This window comes from Microbacterium phoenicis (assembly GCF_047302325.1).
Lineage (GTDB): Bacteria > Actinomycetota > Actinomycetes > Actinomycetales > Microbacteriaceae > Microbacterium.
Genome location: NZ_CP154849.1, coordinates 2,262,668 through 2,282,065, shown reverse-complemented (window position 1 = coordinate 2,282,065; position 19,398 = coordinate 2,262,668). Strand labels below are relative to the sequence as shown.

The following is a 19,398-nucleotide window of genomic DNA, read 5'->3' as shown; positions in this document are numbered from 1 at the left end:
GGAGCGCCGTGTCGGTGCGACTCAGTGGGTGTCCTCGGCCTCGATCTCACTGCGGTCGCCGGACCACACCGTGTGGAAGGTGCCGTCCTTGTCGATCCGCTTGTACGTGTGCGCGCCGAAGAAGTCGCGCTGCCCCTGGATGAGGGCGGCCGGCAGGCGGTCCGCACGGAGCCCGTCGTAGTACGCCAGCGACGAGCTGAAGGCGGGAGCCGGGATGCCGGCGGCCGCCGACACGCGGACGATCTCGCGCCAGGCATCCTGCGTGCGGCCGAGGGCCTCGACGAAGTAGGGCGCCGTCAGCAGGACGGGCAGGTCGGCCTGCTCGTCGTACGCGTCGGCGATGCGGTTCAGGAACTGCGCACGGATGATGCAGCCGCCGCGCCAGATCTTGCTGACCGCTCCGAGGTCGATGTTCCAGCCGTACTGGGCGGCTCCGGCGCGGATCTCATCGAAGCCCTGGCTGTAGGCGACGATCTTCGAGGCGTAGAGGGCGAGGCGGACCTGCTCGATGAACGCGTCCGCGTCGGGGACGGTGAAGTCCTCCGAGGACGGGCCGGGGAGCTCACCCGCGACGTCGCGCTGTTCGCGGTGGCTCGAGAGCGACCGGGCGAACGTGGCTTCGGCGATGCCGGAGACGGGGACGCCGAGGTCGAGCGCGGTCTGCACCGTCCACGCGCCGGTGCCCTTGGCGCCCGCCTGGTCGACGATGACGTCGACGAGGGGCTTGCCGGTGGCGGCATCCGTCTGACGGAGGACTTCGGCGGTGATCTCGATCAGGTACGACTCGAGTTCGCCGCGGTTCCATTCGGCGAAGACGTCGGCGATCTCGGCGGGGGACTTGCCGGTGCCGCGGCGGATGAGGTCGTACGCCTCGGCGATCAGCTGCATGTCGGCGTACTCGATGCCGTTGTGCACCATTTTCACGAAGTGACCGGCACCGTCGTGGCCGATGTGGGTGACGCAGGGCTCGCCCTCGGCGACGGCGGCGATCGACTTCAGGATGGGGCCGAGGGTGACCCAGGCCTCGTCGGGGCCGCCGGGCATGAGGGACGGGCCGTTGAGCGCGCCCTCCTCGCCGCCCGAGACGCCCATGCCGACGAAGTTGTATCCGGCTTCGGAGACCGCCTTCTCGCGGCGGATCGTGTCGGTGAACAGGCTGTTGCCGCCGTCGATGATGATGTCGCCGGGCTCGAACACGCGCATGAGCTCGTCGATGACGGCATCCGTCGGCTTGCCTGCCTTGACCATGATGATCGCGGTGCGCGGCTTCTGCAGCGACGCGGCGAACTCCTCGTAGGTGAACGCGGGGACGAACTCGGCCTCGGGGTGGGCCTCGATCAGCTCGTCGGTCTTCGACCGCGACCGGTTGAAGACGGCGACCGTGTTGCCCTCGCGGGAGGCGAGGTTGCGGGCGAGGTTCGAGCCCATGACCGCGAGGCCCACGACGCCGATGTTGGCGGATCCGGACTCGGTGCCGGTGGACGCCGCCTCCGGGTGGGTGGGGCGGTCGACCTCTTCGGGCTGCGGCGCCCCCTCGTGCTGCTGCGTGGCTTCGTTCGGAGCCTGGTCCTGGTCGTTGGAATGTCCGGTGGAAGAGGGGGACGACGACATGCGTAGCTCCAGGTCTGCGTGGGGTTCGAGCGGGAGGGAGGGGATGCCGGGAACCGGCTGAGCCCCATCGGTCACTGTATCGGCTGGACCGAAGGGGCGATTCGGTGTTGCGCTATCAGTCCTTGTAGCCGCGGCCCATCGAGAAGAACGCGCCGACGACGCAGACGGCGGTTGCGGCGCTCAGCGCTCCGACGAACCAGAGCAGTGCGTGCGACATCCATCCGTAGTCCATGGGTTCCTCCGTCTTTCGGGCGTGGCGGGACTGACGTTCCATCGTATCCATCGCGCTGATAGACTCGGTGCGAACTTCGGCGAGGGATGCACTGCATCCGTGATCGACGCGGTGAGCAGGCTTCGCGGCTTTCCTCACGCGCATGCGTTCGAGTCGAACCACAGACCACGTCGAGGCCGTATCGGCCCCGATGACAGACGAGGCCGTACCGGCCCCGATTGACTGGGCCGCGAAGGCCCGCAAGGAGAACACTCATGTCGACTGAGACCGACACCAAGGTCGTCGCCGAGCTGCGCGAGCAGTTCGGCAAGGGATTCGCCCGCCGTCTGCGCGCCGCCGGCAAGATCCCCGCCGTCATCTACGGCCACGGCACGGACCCCGTGCACGTCGCGCTGCCCGGCCACCAGGTCTCGCTGCTCATCCGCCGCGCCAACGCGCTGCTCGAGCTCGAGATCGACGGCAAGCAGCAGCTCACGCTGGTCAAGGACGTCCAGAAGGACCCCGTGCACCAGATCATCGAGCACATCGACCTCCTCGTCGTGAAGAAGGGCGAGAAGATCCAGGTCGACGTCCCCGTCTCCGTCACCGGCGAGCCGTTCTCCGGCACGATCGCGACGCTCGAGTACACGACCGTCACGGTCGAGGTCGAGGCCACGCACATCCCGCAGAACGTCGAGGTCTCGGTCGAGGGCCTCGAGGACGGTTCGCACATCACCGCCGGCGAGCTCACGCTGCCCCGCGGCGCCGTTCTGGTGACCGACCCCGAGACGCTCGTCGTGGCCGTGGCTCTGCCGCCGGCGCCTGTCGAGGACGAGGCGGAGGAGTCCGAGGAGGGCGCCGAGGCTGCCGACTCCGACGAGGCTCCCGCCGAGGAATCCGCCGAGTAAGACATCCACGTCCGAAGCCCGTCGCCGCATCCGCTGCGACGGGCTTCGTCGTCGAAAGGACCGTTCATGGCCGACACCTGGCTCATCGTGGGACTCGGTAACCCGGGCCCGCGCTACGAGGCGACCCGTCACAACGTTGGGCAGATGGTGATCGACGAGCTCGCGCGGCGCCGGTCCGAGTCGCTGCGCTCCCACAAGGCGGGGGCGCGCGTGGCGGAGTCCTGGCTGCGGCCGGGTGGCGCCAAGCTCGTGCTCGCGAAGCCGAACTCGTTCATGAACGTCTCCGGCGGGCCGGTCGCCGGTCTCGCCTCGTTCTACGGCGTGCCCGCTGAACGCGTCGTCGTCGTCCACGACGAGCTCGACATCCCGTTCGATTCGCTCAAGCTCAAGGTCGGTGGCGGGCACGGCGGGCACAACGGCGTCCGCGACGTGGCCAAAGCGCTCGGCACCCCGGACTTCCCCCGCGTGCGCGTCGGCATCGGCCGTCCGCCGGGACGCCAGGACCCGGCCGACTGGGTCCTCGATCCGTTCGGTTCGGCTGAGCGTCAGACGCTGCCGATCATGATCGGGGAGGCGGCGGACGCCGTGGAGCAGCTCGTCGACGAGGGGCTCCTCGCGGCCCAGCAGCGCCACCACGCGCCGCGCGCCTGAGCGGGCAGTGTCCGCGGCGGATCCGATGTCGGATGCGCCGCGTAGACTTCCCCGGTGACAATTCCCGGGATCGTGCGCGCCCTCGAACAGGCTGACAGCTTCCGGGAGGCCCTCGACGGCGCCGCCTCGGACGTCGACTTCTCGGCGGTGACGGGCCTCGACGCACCGTTGCTCGCCGCTCTCCTCGAGCGGCGCGCCGCGTCGGGACAGCCTCCCGTGCTGCTCCTCGTGGCGCCTACGGGCCGCCGCGCCGAGAGCATCGGCGCCGCCCTGCAGTGCCTTCTGCCCCACGCCGCCGTGCGCCACCTGCCCGCATGGGAGACGCTCCCGCACGAGCGCCTCAGTCCCAGCGCCGAGACCGTCGGGCGCCGTCTGAGCGTCCTCCGCGAAGCCGCGGACTGGGATGGTCGCACGCCCCTCGTGGTCACGGCATCCGTCCGCGGCGCGCTGCAGCCGATCGCGGCGGGACTGACGGATGCCGGTGTCGTCCGGCTCGAGCTCGGCTCGCGCGGGCAAGAGCTCGACGACATCGTCCACCGCCTCGTCGACCTCGCCTACCACCGCGTCGACATGGTCTCGCGCCGGGGCGAGTTCGCCGTGCGCGGCGGCATCCTCGACGTCTTCCCGCCGGTCGCGGACCACCCGTACCGCGTCGACTTCTTCGGCGACGAGATCGATCAGATCCGTGCGTTCTCGGTCGCCGACCAGCGCTCGCTGCCCGGCGACGTGCGCGACGTGACCCTGCTCCCGAGTCGCGAACTCCTCCTCACCGACGCCGTCCGCGAGCGCGCCGCGGGCCTTCGCGACCGGATGCCGGGGCTCGGCACCATGCTCGAGAAGATGAGCGAGGGCATCCCGGTCGAGGGCATGGAGTCGCTCCTCCCGGCCGTCGCCGACGCCGTCCTGCCGCTCGTGGACTACCTTCCCCAGGGTGCGGCCGTCGCGGTCGTCGACCCCGAACGCGCGGTCACCCGTGCGATGACCCTCTCCGAGACGAACCGCGAGTTCCTCGAAGCCGCGTGGAGCGCGGCGACGGCGGGCGCCGACAGCCCCGTCGACCTCGGCGCCGGGGACTTCCTGACCCTGCCCGAGCTGCGCGACGCGGCATCCGCCCGCGGCGGCGTGTGGTGGAGCCTCAGCACCTTCGACTCCGGTGCGGCGGACGCCGCCGAGGAAGGCCTCGTCGAACGGGCGGATGCCGCGGTGCGGATCCCGGCGACGGCCGTGCCCTCGTTCCAGGGCAACGTCGAGGGCGCGAGCGAGCACATCGGCAACCTGCTCGGCGCCGGATGGCGCGTCGTCGTCGCCGCTTCCGGCTCGGGGCTCGTCGACCGCTCGCGCGATGTGCTGTCCGAACGCGGGCTCGCGGCGCGGACCGCCGACGCGATCACCGAGGTCCCCGACGCGGGCATCGCCGTGTCGACCGTCGCGACGCTCGAGGCGGGGTTCCTCTTCGCCGATGCGAAGCTCGCCGTCTTCACCGAGAGCGACTTCTACGGCCGCACCATCGGCGGCGACAACCGGGTCGTGAAGAAGCTCGCCTCGCGCCGGCGCAACGTCGTCGACCCCCTGCAGCTGACGCCGGGCGACCACGTCGTCCACTCCACCCACGGCATCGGCAGGTTCGTCGAACTCGTCCAGCGCGAGGTGTCCTCGGGCGGACGGAACGCCGTCAAGAGCAAGCGCGAGTACCTCGTCCTCGAGTACGCGCCCTCCAAGCGCGGCCACCCGGGCGACAAGCTCTACGTGCCCACCGACCAGCTCGACCTGCTGTCACGCTACGTCGGCGGCGAGGCGCCGCAGCTGTCGAAGATGGGCGGTTCGGACTGGGCTGCGGCCAAGGGCAAGGCCCGCAAGGCGGTCCGCGACATCGCGGTGGAGCTCGTCAAGCTGTACTCCGCGCGCATGTCGTCGAAGGGCTACGCCTTCGGCCCCGACACGCCCTGGCAGCGCGAGCTCGAAGAGGCCTTCCCGTTCGCCGAGACGCCGGACCAGCTCCAGACGATCGACGAGATCAAGGCCGACATGGAGAAGCCGATCCCGATGGACCGCCTGCTCTCGGGCGACGTCGGCTTCGGTAAGACCGAGGTGGCCGTCCGGGCCGCGTTCAAGGCGATCCAGGAGGGCAAGCAGGTCGCAATGCTCGTGCCGACGACGCTCCTCGCCAAGCAGCACCTCGAGACGTTCTCCGAGCGGTTCGCCGGCTTCCCCGTCAAGGTGCGCCCGCTGTCACGGTTCCAGACCCCCAAAGAGGCGAAGGACACCCTCGCCGGGCTCGCCGACGGCACGATCGACATGGTCATCGGGACGCACCGCATCCTCACCGAGAAGGTGGTCTTCAAGGACCTCGGCCTCATGATCATCGACGAGGAGCAGCGGTTCGGCGTCGAGCACAAGGATGCGCTGAAGAAGCTGAAGACGAACGTCGACATCCTCGCGATGAGCGCCACACCCATCCCGCGCACGCTCGAGATGGCGGTCACCGGCATTCGCGAGATGTCGACGCTCGCCACGCCGCCCGAGGAGCGGCATCCGATCCTCACCTACGTGGGACCGCGCAGCGACAAGCAGATCGCCGCGGCGATCCGTCGCGAGCTGCTGCGCGAGGGACAGGTGTTCTTCGTGCACAACCGCGTCTCGTCGATCCAGCGAGTCGCCGCGCAGCTGGCCGAACTCGTCCCCGAGGCGCGCATCGCCGTAGCCCACGGCCAGATGGGCGAGCACGCCCTTGAGCAGGTCGTCGACGACTTCTGGGAGCGCCGGGCAGACGTCCTCGTCTCGACCACCATCATCGAGACCGGCCTCGACATCGCGAACGCGAACACGATGATCATCGACCGCGCCGACAAGTACGGCCTCTCGCAGCTGCACCAGCTGCGAGGCCGCGTCGGGCGTGCCCGCGAGCGTGCGTACGCCTACTTCCTGTACGACGAGAACAAGCCGCTGAGCGAGACCGCCGCCGACCGTCTCGAGACGATCGCGGTCAACAACGACCTCGGCTCCGGCATGCAGGTGGCGCTCAAGGACCTCGAGATCCGCGGCGCGGGAAACCTGCTCGGGGCCGAACAGGCCGGCCACATCGCCGGCGTCGGCTTCGACCTCTACCTCCGCATGATCGGAGAAGCGGTCGCGACCTTCCGCGGCGAGGACACCGAAGGCCCCACCGAGCTGCGCCTCGAGCTGCCCGTTCAGGCGCGCATACCCGAGTCGTACATCGACAGCGAGCGGCTGCGTCTGGAGGCGTACCAGAAGCTGTCCGCGGCGGCATCCGTCACGGCGGCGGACGATGCGATCGACCTCGTCCTCGAAGAGCTCCGCGACCGATACGGCACGCCGCCCGCGGAGGTCGACGGCCTGATCGCGATCGCGCGACTGCGTCGTCGCGCCGCGCAGTCGGGGCTCTCCGACGTCGTCGCGATGGGACCGAACCTCCGGATCGCCCCCGCGCACCTCGCGGACTCGATCCGCGTGCGCCTGCAACGGCTGCACCCGAAATCGAAGGTCGTCTCGGGCGGCGAGGCGATGGTCGTGCCGCTGCCGACCGCCGCGGGAGAGGCGCTCGCGGACGCGGACCTCATCGCTTGGACGAGCACGCTGCTCGACCAGATCTTCCCGCTGCCGACGGGCGACGCCACGGCCTGACTCACAGAACGGCCCGAACGAGGAACGCCCCGCCCGACGTCGTGTCGGGGCGGGGCGTTCGTCGGCTCGGGGTCTCAGCCGGTGTTCTGCAGGCCGGCCGCGACGCCCGACACCGACAGCAGCAGCAGGCGCTGCAGCTCGGGGTCGACCTCGCCGCCGGTCGAGTCCCGGAGTCCGCGAAGAGCACGCAGCTGCAGGAGCGAGAGGGCGTCGACGTACGGGCTCCGCATCTTCACCGCGCGGCCGAGGACCGGACGGTTGGAGAGCAGCTCGGTCCCGCCGGTGAGTTTCACGACCCAGGCCCGGGTGAGCGCCATCTCGTCGCGGACGAGGGACGCGAGATCGTCACGGTCGCCGAGCTCGAGATAATGCCGGGCGATGCGGTCGTCGGTCTTCGCCAGGCTCATGGCGACGTTGTCGATGAGGGTGCGGAACAGCGGCCACTGCTCGTAGGCCTCGCGGAGCGCATTCTCGTCGCCCACCGCGTCGAGAGCCGTGCCGAGGCCGAACCAGCCGGCCAGGTTGATGCGCGCCTGCGTCCACGCGAACACCCACGGGATGGCGCGGAGATCCTCGAGGGACTCGACCGACAGTCCGCGACGCGCGGGGCGGGACCCGAGTGCGAGCAGTCCGATCTCCTCCATCGGGGTGACCTGAGCGAACCACGGAGCGAACCCGGGCGCCTTGACGAGGGCGAAGAACCGCTCCCGGGATGCCGCATCCATGACGCGGGCGATGCCGGCGTACCGCTCGGCCGCCGACCGGTTCCGCTCCTCGATCGAGGGTGCCGAGGCGAGCAGCATGGCGCCCGCCACCTGATCGATGTGTCGCATCGCGATCGAGCGGTCGCCGTAGCGGGCGAAGATGACCTCGCCCTGCTCGGTCAGCTTGAATCGGCCGTCGACGGAGTGCGGCGGCTGCGCGAGGATCGCGGAGTTCGCGGGACCGCCGCCGCGCCCGAGCGCACCGCCGCGGCCGTGGAACAGCGTCAGTTCGATGCCCTGTTCGACGGCCCATGCCGAGATCTCGGCCTGGGCCTCGTAGAGTGCGAGGTTCGCGGCAACGGGCCCCACGTCTTTCGACGAGTCGGAGTACCCCAGCATGACCTCGAGCCGCCGGCCGGTCGAGGCGAGGCGCGACGCGAACTGCGGGTGCTCGACGATCTCGGCGAGGATGCCAGGGGCCGCCTGTAGGTCCGCGAACGTCTCGAACAGCGGGATGACGTCGAGCACCGGGGGAGTGCCGTCGGGGCCGACGGCGTGACGCGCGAGCGTGTGCACGGCGGCGAGATCCTCGGCCGACCGGGTGAAGGACACGATGTACCGGCCCGCGGCGCGGGGTCCGTAGCGCTCCTGCAGGAACCCGATCGTGCGGAACACCTCGAGGACTTCGTCGGCGAGCTCGGAGCGCGTCGAACCGCCTTCCTCGAGCTCGGCGAGCACCTTCGCGTGCACGGCGGAGTGCTGACGCACCTCGAGCTCGGCGAGGTGGAACCCGAAGGTCTCGACCTGCCAGATGAGCTGCTGCAGGTGGCCGTACGCCTGGCGTGGCGCGCCGGCCTGCACGAGCGCGTCCTGCACGATGCGCAGATCCGCCAGCAGGTGCTCGGGGTCGCTGTAGGCGAGGTCCGCGTTGCGGGTGCGGGTCGCGGCGATCTTGCGTGCGAGCAGCAGCAGGATGCGGCGGTACGGCTCGTTCGGCGAGCGCTTGGCGATCTCGGCGGCGGCGTCCTCGTCGGCATCCTTCAGCTTCTGCCAGAGGGCGAGCGCGGCGGACGTCGGCGGGGTGGTCGTGGCGTCCAGGGTCAGCGTCCGGCCCACACGGCCCGCGGTCCGCTCGAGGCCGAGGAGGACGTGCTCGCTCGCGATGCCGGCGGCTTTGCGGGTCGTCTTCGCCGTCACGAACGGGTTGCCGTCGCGGTCGCCGCCGACCCAGGAGCCGATGCGCACGAAAGGCTTCACGAGCGGGGGACGGGCACCGGCATCCTCACCCTGCAGAGCGTCGTCGACGCGGCGGTACACGTGCGGGATGGCGGTGTAAAGGGTCTCGTCGAAGACGCCCATGACCGAGCGGACCTCGTCGGTCGGCGAGGGCTTCTCGGCGCGCAGCGGCGCGGTCCGCCACAGGGTGTCGACCTCTTCGAGCATGCGTCGCTCCGCACGGCGGCGATCGGCGCTGTCGGTGTCGGTGGCGTCGCGGTCGGCGAGCAGCTCGGCGAGGCGTCGGATGCTGGAGGACACCGCGCGGCGTCGCGCCTCGGTCGGGTGCGCCGTGAAGACCGGGTGGAAGCGCAGACCCTGCAGGCGTTCGCGGGCGGCGTCCTCACCGATCTCGGATGCCAGGCTCCGGTAGGCCGCGGTGATCGAGTCGCTCGCGTTCTTCTCGTTCCCGCGGCCGCCGCGCTCGCGGAGGATGCGCACACGCTGGTGCTCCTCGGCGAGGTTCACCAGGTGGAAGTAGCACGTGAACGCCCGGGCGACCTCCTCGGCGCGTGCGAGCGTGTAGGACTCGGCGATCGCGGCCGCACGGGCGAACGCCTCGGGGTTGTCGTCGGTGTAGGCCTGGATCGTTGCGATCCGGAGGCGCTCGACGTCCTCGAACAGGCCCGGGGAACCGCTCTCGCGGAGTACTCGGCCCAGGAGCGAGCCGAGAACGCGCACGTCGGCGCGCATCTGTTCCGGGATGTTCTGCTCCGCCTCGTACCGTCCGACGAGGTCGATCGCTTCGGTGTTCGTGAGTTCGTGCACCGTCTCACGCTAGCGGGGGTTCTCGGGGCTTCCTGACACGATGACGCGGTGCGACCGCGGAGGCGCGGGCTCCGTCAGATCGAGATGGCGCCGGTTGCGATCAGCACGACGGCGACCGCCGCGCCGGCCGCGGCGAGGACGAAGAGCCCCCACTCGACGGGCGTGAAGACTCGGGCCCTCTGCTCGCGTCGGCCGATCATGTAGAGGATCGTGCCCGGCACGATGATCAGCAGGCACAGCAGCAGGTAGGTGAGCCCCGCGGCCCAGAGCAGGTACGCCGTGTAGATGGTCGCTGCGGCGGAGATGATCAGTTCGCCGGTGCGGCGGGACGCGCCGTCCTGGATCGCGAGCTTCAGCCCGTAGGCCGCCGAGAGGAAGAACGGGATGAGGACCAGCGCGCTCGTGAGCTCGAGGGCGGCATCGAAGGCGTTCTGCGCGAACAGGACCACGACGAGCATGACTTGCGCGAGCACCGTCGAGAGGGTCAGCGCGCCGATGGGCGTGTCGTTCTTGTTGGTGCGGCGCAGGAACGCGGGGAGGTCGCCGGCCTGCGCAGCCGACAGGAGGACCTCGGCGGCCATGAGCGTCCAGGCGAGGTAGGCGCCGAGGACGGCGACGATGAGTGCCACCGCGACGAACACGGCGCCCCAGCCGCCGACGGCCTGCTCGAGCACGCCGCCCATCGACGGCTGACGAAGTGCCGCCAGCTGCCCGCGGGGAAGGATGCCGTAGGACACGATCGTGACGGAGGCGAAGACCGCGAGCACGCTCAAGAACCCGAGCACGGTCGCCCTACCCACGTCGCTACGACGGCGGGCGTGACGGGAGTTGACGCTCGCCCCTTCGATGCCGATGAAGACGAAGACCGTCACGAGCATCGTCGCGCGGATCTGCTCGCCGAGGCCGGTCATGTCGCCGCCGCCCCAGTTCGCCGCGAAGACGGCGGGATCGAACACCGTCAGGCAGAGCACGACGAAGACGACGATCGGCAGGACCTTCGCGACCGTCACGACGCGGTTGAGCGCGGCCGCCTGCCGCACACCGCGGCGGATGAGCAGGAAGAACAGCCAGATCCCCACCGACGAGACCACCACCGCGAGAAGCGTGTTGCCCTCACCCAGGGCGGGGAAGACGCCGCCGAGGGTGGAGGTGATGAACACCCAGTAGAAGACGTTCCCGACGCACGCACTCGCCCAGTAGCCGAACGCCGCGAAGAAGCCGAGGTAGTTGCCGAAGCCCGCTTTCGCGTAGCTGAAGATCCCCGCATCGAGATCGGGGCGGCGGAGGGCGAGCCGGTGGAAGACGAGGGCGAGCATCAGCATCCCGCCCCCGGCGATCGCCCACGAGATGAGGGCACCGGCGACACCGGTCGATTCGGCGAAGGTCGAGGGCAGCGAGAACACGCCGGCGCCGATCATCGATCCGACGACGAAGGTCGAGAGCGTGAACATCGAGACGCGGGTCCCGCCGGCCGCGGGCGCCGCCGTCGAGACGGGGGAAGTCATCGAACCAGGGTACGTCGGCCGTCCCCGGATGCCGCGGCCCGGCATCCCTCGTATCGTTGCGGTCATGTCGCAGCCCCTTCCCTCGTCGAGCGACGCTCTCCGTCGCGCCGCCGAGACGATGCACGCCGTCCGCGACCGGTGCGTTTGGACGCAGCGGATCGATCACGACGACCTCGTGCCGTACCTGCAGGAGGAGGCGGCGGAGCTCGTCGACGCCGTCGAGACCGGCACGCGCGCAGACCTGAAGGAGGAACTCGGCGACCTCCTCTGGCAGGTGCTCTTCCACGCCGAGATCGCGTCGCGGGACGATCAGGACCCCTTCGACATCGACGACGTCGCCGATGCGCTCGCCGAGAAGATGGTCCGCCGGCATCCGCACGTGTTCGGCGACGCGGTCGCCACGACGCCCGAGCAGGTCCTCGTCCACTGGAACGCGGCGAAGGCGGCTGAGAAGCGGACGCGCACGAGCGTGCTCGACGGGGTGTCGACGCACATGCCCTCCCTCGCGCTCGCGCAGAAGATGCTCGGTAAGGCGTCGCAGGTGGGGGTGACGGGGTCGCCGGCACCGGCGGACCCCGCGGACGAGTCCGAGCTCGGCGACGCGCTCCTCGCCCTCGTCGCCCGTGCCCGTTCGGAGGGATGGGACGCCGAGCGCGCCCTGCGGCAGCGACTGCGCGCGCTCGCCGACGAGGTGCGCGCGGCCGAGTCCTCCTGAGCGCACGGCGCGGTCTGGAAGAATGGGGCCGTGCCCTCCGTGAACCCGCCGCGCGGTATGCGCGACTTCCTCCCCGCCGACAAGGCCCGCCGCGAGCGCGTACTCGCCGTCATCCGTGACCGCTACCGCGCCCACGGCTTCGACGAGATCGAGACGCCCGTCGTCGAGGACTACGAGCGGCTGCACTCGGGGATCGGCGGCGACAACGAGAAGCTCGCCTTCAACGTCCTCCGTCGCGGTCTCGACGCCGACGCGATCCGGGATGCCGCGGACGACCCGGCGGCACTGTCCGACCTCGGTCTGCGCTACGACCTGACGGTGCCGCTCGCGCGGTTCTACGCGACCAACCGGGCTCAGCTCCCGTCGGTGTTCCGCGCGATCCAGATCGCGCCGGTGTGGCGTGCGGAGCGCCCCCAGAAGGGCCGATACCGCCAGTTCGTGCAGTGCGACATCGACATCATCGGCGACGCGACGCCGCGAGCGGAGGTGGAGCTCCTGACCGCGAGTCTCGACGTCCTCGACGCGCTCGGCCTCGAGGGCGGCACGATCCGGATCAACGACCGTCGCGCGCTTGACGCGATGCTCGCGGTCTTCGGCTTCGCCGACGCCGACCGCGCGGGCGTCCTCATCACGATCGACAAGCTCGACAAGGTCGGTCCCGCAGGCGTCGTCGCCGAACTCCGCGACCGGGGAGCCGACGAGGCCGCCGTCGCCGCACTGGAGGCGTTCCTGACCCGCCCGCAGACCCGCGAGTACCTGCCGTTCGGCGAGGCGCAGATCCGCAAGGCGCTGCCCGCCGGGGTTCCCGACGACGTCGTGGCCCACCTGGTCGGGATCGGCGAGGCGGTCGCCGCGGCTCGCGGCGAGACCGACGTGCCGCTGCGCTTCGACCCCTTCCTCGTGCGCGGCATGGGCTACTACACCGGCACGATCTACGAGCTCGCCCACCCGTCGGTGTCGTACTCGCTCGGCGGCGGCGGTCGCTACGACGGCATGATCGGCCGGTTCCTCGGGCAGGACGTCCCCGCCGTCGGGTTCTCGATCGGCTTCGAGCGGATCGTCGACCTCGTGGGAGCGGCGGAGGATGCGGCATCCGCTGCCATCGTCCTCATCGCCGACCGCGACGTCCCGCTCGCGGAACTGGCGACCCACAAGGCGTTCCTCGTCTCGCAGGGTGCCCGTGTGCGCCTCGAGCAGCGCACGAAGAACCTCAAGGGTCTGCTGGAGCGCTCCGCAGCGGATGGGTACACATCGTTCGCGACCGTGTCGGCCGGCGCGGAATCGTCCTCGCTCGAGACGCGTCCCCTCGGCTGACACGGCAGGGTCTCGCTGCTAGCGTGCGGCCATGACTCTTCACGTCCGCACGGTGCTGCCGAAGAACGGGCCCGCCACCGCGATCGAGCTGACCGACGAGCAGGTCGAGGACCTCGGCGGCGGCAAGCGCGCCGCAGTCGTCGTCACGATCGACGGGCGCACTGCGCGCGTACGTCTGGGCGTCATGGGCGGACGCAACCTCATCGGCCTGTCGAAGGCCGCGCGCGCCGAGCTCGGCGTCGAGATCGGTGACGAGGTCGACGCGCAGATCGATCTCGACAGCGAGGAGCGCGCCATCGAGGTCCCGGAAGACCTGGGACGCGCCCTGGATGCCGAGCCGCAGGTTCGCGCCGCCTTCGAGGCCCTCGCGCCGTCGAGGCGCAAGGAGATGGTGCGCTCCGTCCTCGAGGCCAAGAAGGCGGAGACCCGCGAGAAACGGATCGCCTCGGCCGTCGATTCACTGCGCTCGCCCGGGAGCGCCTGAGCGCTCCTCCGCGAAGCGTCTCCCGCCCGATACCGGTGCGTCGGGTGCTGTTCACCCTTCGGGTGTGTGCTGTCCGCGTGGCACGTACGACGCGGACCCCCCTCGGACTCACCCTGCTCGCCTCGGGCGGCGCCGTGGCCGGAGCGCTGGCCGTCGGCATACGCGTGGGGCTCTCGCGCCAAGCAGCGCTCGCGCGGCGACGGATCGGCAAGCCCCTCGGTGAGACTCCGCCCGTGGCCGACCGCATCTGGCGGTCCGGGCTCGGCGGCGAGCCCGTCGACCTGCTGATGCTGGGGGATTCGATCGCCGCGGGACTCGGCGCCCAGCACCGCAAGGAGACCCTCGGCGGCCGGCTCGCGAAGGCGCTCGCGGGGGAGCTCGACCGGCCGGTGCGGCTCATGACGGGGGCGGTGGTCGGGGCCGAGTCGTCCGATCTGGCGGGTCAGCTCGCCGCGCTGCCGAAGGACTACCGCGCCGACGTCGCGGTGATCATCGTCGGGGGCAACGACGTCACGCACCGCGTTCCGGTCCCCGTGGCGACCGCCCACCTCGCGGACGCCGTCCGGCGGCTGCGAGAGATGGGCACCGCCGTCGTCGTGGGGACGTGCCCGGACCTCGGGGCGCTCCGTGCCGTCCCTCAGCCTCTGCGGAGCATCGGCTCGCGTGCCTCGCAGCAGCTCGCCGAGGCGCAGTCCGATCACGCGCGTTCCGCGGGCGCGGACATCGTGTCGCTGCGCCGGGCCGTGGGACCGTTCTTCCGCATCGATCCCGACGGCATGTTCAGCCTCGATCGATTCCACCCCAGTGCGCTCGGGTACCGCCGGACGGCGGAGGCGCTCCTCCCCGTGGTGAGGGATGCGTTCAGGCGCGCTGACGCCGAAGCCGCAGCATCCGATACCCCAGTCCCGCCAGGAGCACCCCGACCCCGGCGGGAACAGCCGGCCACGGCAGCGTGACGACGAGCGCGACGCACCCGGCCGCCCCGACGATCTGCAGGATGCGCGGATAGCGGCGGGCGTCGCCCGTCTGGCGGAAGGCCGCGATGTTGGCGACGAGGTAGTAGAGCAGGACCCCGAAGGACGAGAACCCGATCGCTCCGCGGACGTCCCCGAGGGCGACGATGACGACGACCACCGCAATGACGGTGATCTCCGCATTCCGCGGCACCCGCCACCGCGCATCCACCGTCGCCAGGATCCGCGGGAGGTCGCCCTCCCGAGCCATCGCGAACGAGGTGCGCCCGACTCCGGCGATCAGGGCCAGGAGGGCACCGAGGGATGCCGCCGCCGCACCGATCCGCACGGCCGGGTCAGCGGCATCCCACCCTGCGGCACGAACGACGTCGACCAGTGGCGCGGAGGACGCCGCGAGTGCGTCGGGCCCCAGGACGCCCAGTGCGACGACGCCGATGAGGGCGTAGACCAGCAGTGCCCCCGAGAAGGCGAGGACGATCGCGCGCGGGATGGTGCGCTCGGGGTCCCGGACCTCCTCGCCGAGGGTCGCGATGCGGGCATAGCCTGCGAAGGCGAAGAAGAGGATGCCGCCCGCCTGGAGGATCCCGAGAGGCCCCGCTGCGAGGGGGCCGGCGCTCCACCCGAGAGCGGACGGCGGCGCGGAGAACCCCGCCACGGTGACGAGCGCGAGGATCACGAGGACGACCGTCACGAGGGTGCGCGCCACCTGGGCGGTGCGCGTGATCCCAAGCAGATTCACGGCGCCGAGAGTGACGGCGGCGAGCGCCGCGAGAGGGCGTTCCCATCCGGGCGGCGCGACGTAGGCGGCGAAGGTGAGGGCCATCGCCGCGCAGCTCGCGGTCTTGCCGATGACGAAGCCCCAGCCCGCGAGGAACCCCCACCACGGACCGAGCTCCGCGCGACCGTACGCGTAGACCCCTCCCGAGGTGGGGTGCACGGCGGCGAGCTGCGCTGTCGATGTCGCGTTTCCGAAGGCGACGACCGCCGCGATCCCGAGCCCGATGAGGAGCCCGCTGCCTGCCGCCTGGGCCGCCGGGGCGAACGCGGCGAACACCCCGGCACCGATCATCGCTCCGAGACCGATGACGACGGCATCGCCGAGCCCGAGGCGACGGGACAGGCCGGGGGAGGACACGGCGCGAGCGTACCCGACCCGGGGAAACGTGAGGATAGTTATAGTTGCGCTATAATTACTGCATGCTCATCCGCGTCGACCCGCAAAGCACGGTGCCGTTGTTCGCGCAGATCGCGGACGCGCTCCGCGCCGACATCACCGGGGGCCACCTCACCGTCGGCGAGCGTCTGCCCTCCGCTCGGGAGGTGGCCGAGGCGCTGCAGGTGAACCTCCACACCGTGCTCCACGCCTACCAGGACCTCCGCGACGAGGGTCTCGTCGACCTCCGCCGCGGTCGCGGGGCGGTCGTCACCCCCGCCGGTGCGGCGCTCGCCGGCCTCCAGGCCGAGATCGTCGCGCTGGTCGACAAGGCGCGGTCCCTGAACGTCTCGCCCGACACCCTGTCCGCCCTCGTCAAGGAGGCTGCTCGTGACCGCTGACACCCTGAACATCGCCCGCCGCCGGTTCACTCTGATCGCCCTCGTCGTGCCGGCTGTCGTGACCGTCGCCGCGGCCGCGGCTCAACTGCTGCTGGTGGCACGCGTCCCCTCGACGGTCGCGACGCACTGGGGGTGGAGCGGCGCGCCGGACGGGTTCGCTCCCGCGTGGACCGTTCCCCTCGCCACGGTGCTCATCGGAATCGGGATGCCGGTCGCCCTCTTCGCCGCCAGCGTCGGAGGACTCCGCCGCGGTGACCACGGCACGGCCTATCGACTGCTGGGTGCGGTCGCCCTGGGCGTCGCCGTCCTGGTCGGCGCGCTCGGCACGGCGACCCTCGGCATCCAGATCGATCGGACGGACCCCGCCGTGACGCTCCCGGTCCTCCTCATCCCGACCGTGCTCCTCGCCGCTGTCGCCGCAGGCCTCATCGGGTGGGCGATCCAGCCCCACGTGCCGTGGCGACCGACGCCGGCGGGCGCGGCGATCGACGTGCCGGTCCGGGCGGGGGAGCGGGTCGTCTGGCTGCAGGGCGTCACGCTCGCACGGGCCGGCGCCGTCGTCCTGTGGATCGCCTTCGGGATCGGATGCCTCGCGGTCCTGCCCGTGCTCTTCCTCGGAGACCTCGTCTCGGCGGTCATCGCGGGAATCGTGGTCGTCGTCCTGTTCGTGGTCGTCGCCACGACGCTCCGCTTCCACGTGCGCGTCGACCCGGAGGGACTGACCGCCGTCTCGGCGGCGGGGTGGCCCCGGGTCCACGTCCCGAGCGCCGACATCGTCTCGGCCGAGGTCGTCGAGGTCTCACCCATGGGCGAGTTCGGCGGCTGGGGCATCCGCTGGGCGTCCGGCGGACGTCAGGGGGTCGTCCTCCGCACTGGCGAAGGCGTGCTCGTCCGCCGGCGCGACGGACGCACGCTGACCGTCACCGTCGACGACGCGGCCACCGCTGCCGGGCTCCTCACCGCCTACGCGGCGTTGACGCCCGAGCGCCGGACCGATTGAGTGGCGGCATGGTCCATCCTTCGCCCCTCGATCCCGTACCCGACCGCTGGAACGGCGTCGACGCCTACCTGACCGAGACGCTCGTCGCCCAGGACGGCGCGCTCATCGCGTCGATCGCGTCACTCGCGGCGGAGGGGATGCCGGAGATCGAGGTGGCGCCGCTGTCGGGCAAACTCCTGCACCTGCTGGCGCGACTCGCGGGTGCCCGGCGCGTCCTCGAGATCGGCACGCTCGGCGCCTACTCGACGATCTGGCTCGCCCGCGCCCTCCCCGAGGGCGGACGCGTCGTGACGATCGAGGCGGAGCCCCGCAACGCCGCCGTCGCCCGCCGAAACCTCGAGCGCGCCGGCGTCGCGGGCCGCGTCGACGTGCGGGAGGGGCGCGCCGCGGACGTCCTCCCGTCCTTGGCGGGATCCGAGCCGTTCGACCTCGTCTTCATCGACGCCGACAAGGAGTCCAACGTCCTCTACCTCGACTGGGCGGCGAGGCTCGGGCGCTCCGGCGCCGTGGTCGTCGTCGACAACGTCGTGCGATCCGGGCATGTCGTGGAGACGGATGCCGGGTCCCAGGTCGACGGCGTCCGCGCCGGGCTCGAGATGCTCCGCGATGATCCGCGGTTCGAGGCGACGGCACTCCAGACCCTCGACCGCAAAGGCTGGGACGGCCTCGCGATCGCGCTCCTCGTGTGACGTCCGGTCCTGTGCGGCATCCCTCGTCTCACTAGACTCGATGGCGGACCGACGACGCTCCCGTTCCATCCTCCACAAGCAAGGAGAAACCCCCGTGGCATTGATCGAGGCAGTAGGCGCACGCGAGATCCTGGACTCGCGCGGCAACCCGACCGTCGAGGTGGAGGTTCTGCTCGACGACGGCATCGTCCAGCGCGCAGCCGTCCCCTCCGGCGCGTCCACCGGCGCCTTCGAGGCGTACGAACTCCGCGACGGCGACAAGAGCCGCTACGGCGGCAAGGGCGTCCTGAAGGCCGTGAACGCCGTCATCGACGAGCTCGGCCCCGCCATCGAAGGCATCGACGCCAGCGAGCAGCGCATCATCGACGAGGTCCTCATCGCGACCGACGGCACCGAGAACAAGTCGCGCACCGGCGCGAACGCCATCCTCGGTGTCTCGCTCGCCGTCGCCAAGGCCGCCGCCGACAGCGCCGACCTGCCGCTGTACCGCTACCTCGGCGGACCCAACGCGCGCGTCCTGCCCGTGCCGCTGTTCAACGTCATCAACGGCGGCGAGCACGCGGACAACGGCATCGACATGCAGGAGTTCTTCCTCGCGCCCATCGGCGCCGAGACCTTCTCCGAGTCGCTGCGCTGGGGCGCGGAGGTCTACCAGGTCCTCAAGAAGGAACTGCAGGCCGCCGGCTACGCCACGGGCCTGGGCGACGAGGGCGGCTTCGCCCCCGACCTCCCCAGCAACCGCGAGGGCCTCGACTTCCTCGTCAAGGCGATCGAGAAGGCCGGCTTCACCCCCGGGCGCGAGATCGCCCTCGGCCTCGACGTCGCCGCCACCGAGTTCTTCTCCGACGGCGTCTACCGCCTCGAGAACAAAGACTGGTCCGCCGAGCAGCTCGTCGACTACTACGCCGACCTCGTCGACTCGTTCCCGATCGTCACGATCGAGGACGCGCTGGCCGAGGACGACTGGGAGAACTGGACCGCTCTGACCGAGCGCCTCGGCAGCAAGGTGCAGCTGGTCGGCGACGACCTGTTCGTCACCAACCCGCAGCGTCTCGCCGACGGCATCAAGCGCGGGGCCGCGAACTCGCTCCTCGTCAAGGTGAACCAGATCGGCACGCTGAGCGAGACGCTCGACGCCATCGACGTCGCGCACCGCGCGGGGTACACCACGATGCTCTCGCACCGCTCCGGCGAGACCGAGGACACCACCATCGCCGACCTCGCCGTCGCGGTGAACTCGGGTCAGATCAAGTCGGGCGCGCCCGCTCGGAGCGAGCGCGTCGCGAAGTACAATCAGCTTCTGCGCATCGAGGAAGACCTGGGCGAGGCAGCGGAGTTCATCGGCGCCGCCGCGTTCCCGCGCTTCACCGCCTGACCCGCGAGCGCACCGCAC

The 19,398-nt window shown here is 71.0% G+C and carries 15 protein-coding genes; 11 read left to right on the top strand and 4 right to left on the bottom strand.

Annotation, left to right across the window (positions count from 1 at the left end):
* Positions 1 to 21 precede the first annotated feature (21 nt).
* Entirely contained in the window at positions 22 to 1,611 is a 1,590-nt protein-coding gene (gndA, locus tag ABCU91_RS11215; protein ID WP_413353720.1) for an NADP-dependent phosphogluconate dehydrogenase, read from the bottom strand.
* Positions 1,612 to 2,097: 486 nt separating this feature from the next.
* Here gndA and ABCU91_RS11210 point away from each other — a divergent pair, with 486 nt between their 5' ends.
* The 3 genes from ABCU91_RS11210 (at position 2,098) to mfd (ending at position 7,023) form a co-directional block, all read left to right on the top strand.
* Entirely contained in the window at positions 2,098 to 2,730 is a 633-nt protein-coding gene (locus tag ABCU91_RS11210; protein WP_406923963.1) for a 50S ribosomal protein L25/general stress protein Ctc, read from the top strand.
* Between the two features lie 66 nt (positions 2,731 to 2,796).
* Positions 2,797 to 3,381, top strand: a complete 585-nt coding sequence (gene pth, locus ABCU91_RS11205; RefSeq protein WP_406923964.1) for an aminoacyl-tRNA hydrolase — start codon at positions 2,797 to 2,799, stop codon at positions 3,379 to 3,381.
* A 54-nt stretch (positions 3,382 to 3,435) separates the two neighbouring features.
* Positions 3,436 to 7,023: a transcription-repair coupling factor gene (gene mfd, locus ABCU91_RS11200; RefSeq protein WP_413353718.1), complete on the top strand. Its 3,588-nt coding sequence runs from the start codon at positions 3,436 to 3,438 to the stop codon at positions 7,021 to 7,023.
* Positions 7,024 to 7,097: 74 nt separating this feature from the next.
* On the opposite strand, the gene ABCU91_RS11195 is transcribed toward mfd, so the two are convergent.
* Both ABCU91_RS11195 and ABCU91_RS11190 read right to left on the bottom strand, forming a co-directional pair.
* A complete protein-coding gene (locus ABCU91_RS11195) occupies positions 7,098 to 9,770 on the bottom strand; it encodes a phosphoenolpyruvate carboxylase (RefSeq protein WP_413353717.1) in 2,673 nt (890 codons plus the stop codon).
* Positions 9,771 to 9,844: 74 nt separating this feature from the next.
* Positions 9,845 to 11,275: a basic amino acid/polyamine antiporter gene (locus ABCU91_RS11190; protein ID WP_413353716.1), complete on the bottom strand. Its 1,431-nt coding sequence runs from the start codon at positions 11,273 to 11,275 to the stop codon at positions 9,845 to 9,847.
* Positions 11,276 to 11,339: 64 nt separating this feature from the next.
* On the opposite strand from ABCU91_RS11190, the gene ABCU91_RS11185 reads away from it, so the two are divergent.
* The 4 genes from ABCU91_RS11185 to ABCU91_RS11170 all read left to right on the top strand — a co-directional run bounded on the left by ABCU91_RS11185 (position 11,340) and on the right by ABCU91_RS11170 (position 14,744).
* Positions 11,340 to 11,990, top strand: coding sequence for a MazG family protein (locus ABCU91_RS11185; RefSeq protein WP_413353715.1), 651 nt, complete (start codon positions 11,340 to 11,342; stop codon positions 11,988 to 11,990).
* A gap of 57 nt (positions 11,991 to 12,047) precedes the next feature.
* Positions 12,048 to 13,304, top strand: a complete 1,257-nt coding sequence (gene hisS, locus ABCU91_RS11180) for a histidine--tRNA ligase (protein WP_413355399.1) — start codon at positions 12,048 to 12,050, stop codon at positions 13,302 to 13,304.
* Positions 13,305 to 13,335: 31 nt separating this feature from the next.
* Complete coding sequence (locus ABCU91_RS11175) at positions 13,336 to 13,788, top strand: YdeI/OmpD-associated family protein (protein ID WP_413353714.1); 453 nt, start codon at positions 13,336 to 13,338, stop codon at positions 13,786 to 13,788.
* A 77-nt stretch (positions 13,789 to 13,865) separates the two neighbouring features.
* Complete coding sequence (locus ABCU91_RS11170) at positions 13,866 to 14,744, top strand: SGNH/GDSL hydrolase family protein (protein WP_413353713.1); 879 nt, start codon at positions 13,866 to 13,868, stop codon at positions 14,742 to 14,744.
* Here the strand turns inward: ABCU91_RS11170 and ABCU91_RS11165 are convergent.
* The gene (locus ABCU91_RS11165) at positions 14,650 to 15,897 is read right to left on the bottom strand and encodes an APC family permease (protein ID WP_413353712.1); all 1,248 of its coding nucleotides are present in this window, start codon (positions 15,895 to 15,897) and stop codon (positions 14,650 to 14,652) included. The two genes, ABCU91_RS11170 and ABCU91_RS11165, sit on opposite strands and share 95 nt — an antisense overlap.
* A 62-nt stretch (positions 15,898 to 15,959) precedes the next feature.
* On the opposite strand from ABCU91_RS11165, the gene ABCU91_RS11160 reads away from it, so the two are divergent.
* From ABCU91_RS11160 to eno, 4 genes are all read left to right on the top strand, one after another.
* A complete protein-coding gene (locus ABCU91_RS11160) occupies positions 15,960 to 16,316 on the top strand; it encodes a GntR family transcriptional regulator (RefSeq protein ID WP_413353711.1) in 357 nt (118 codons plus the stop codon).
* Positions 16,306 to 17,316, top strand: a complete 1,011-nt coding sequence (locus ABCU91_RS11155) for a DUF1648 domain-containing protein (RefSeq protein WP_413353710.1) — start codon at positions 16,306 to 16,308, stop codon at positions 17,314 to 17,316. The genes ABCU91_RS11160 and ABCU91_RS11155 overlap by 11 nt, the downstream gene beginning before the upstream one ends.
* Before the next feature lie 8 nt (positions 17,317 to 17,324).
* Complete coding sequence (locus ABCU91_RS11150; protein WP_413353709.1) at positions 17,325 to 18,005, top strand: O-methyltransferase; 681 nt, start codon at positions 17,325 to 17,327, stop codon at positions 18,003 to 18,005.
* A 94-nt stretch (positions 18,006 to 18,099) separates the two neighbouring features.
* Positions 18,100 to 19,380: a phosphopyruvate hydratase gene (gene eno / locus ABCU91_RS11145; protein ID WP_413353708.1), complete on the top strand. Its 1,281-nt coding sequence runs from the start codon at positions 18,100 to 18,102 to the stop codon at positions 19,378 to 19,380.
* Positions 19,381 to 19,398 lie beyond the last annotated feature (18 nt).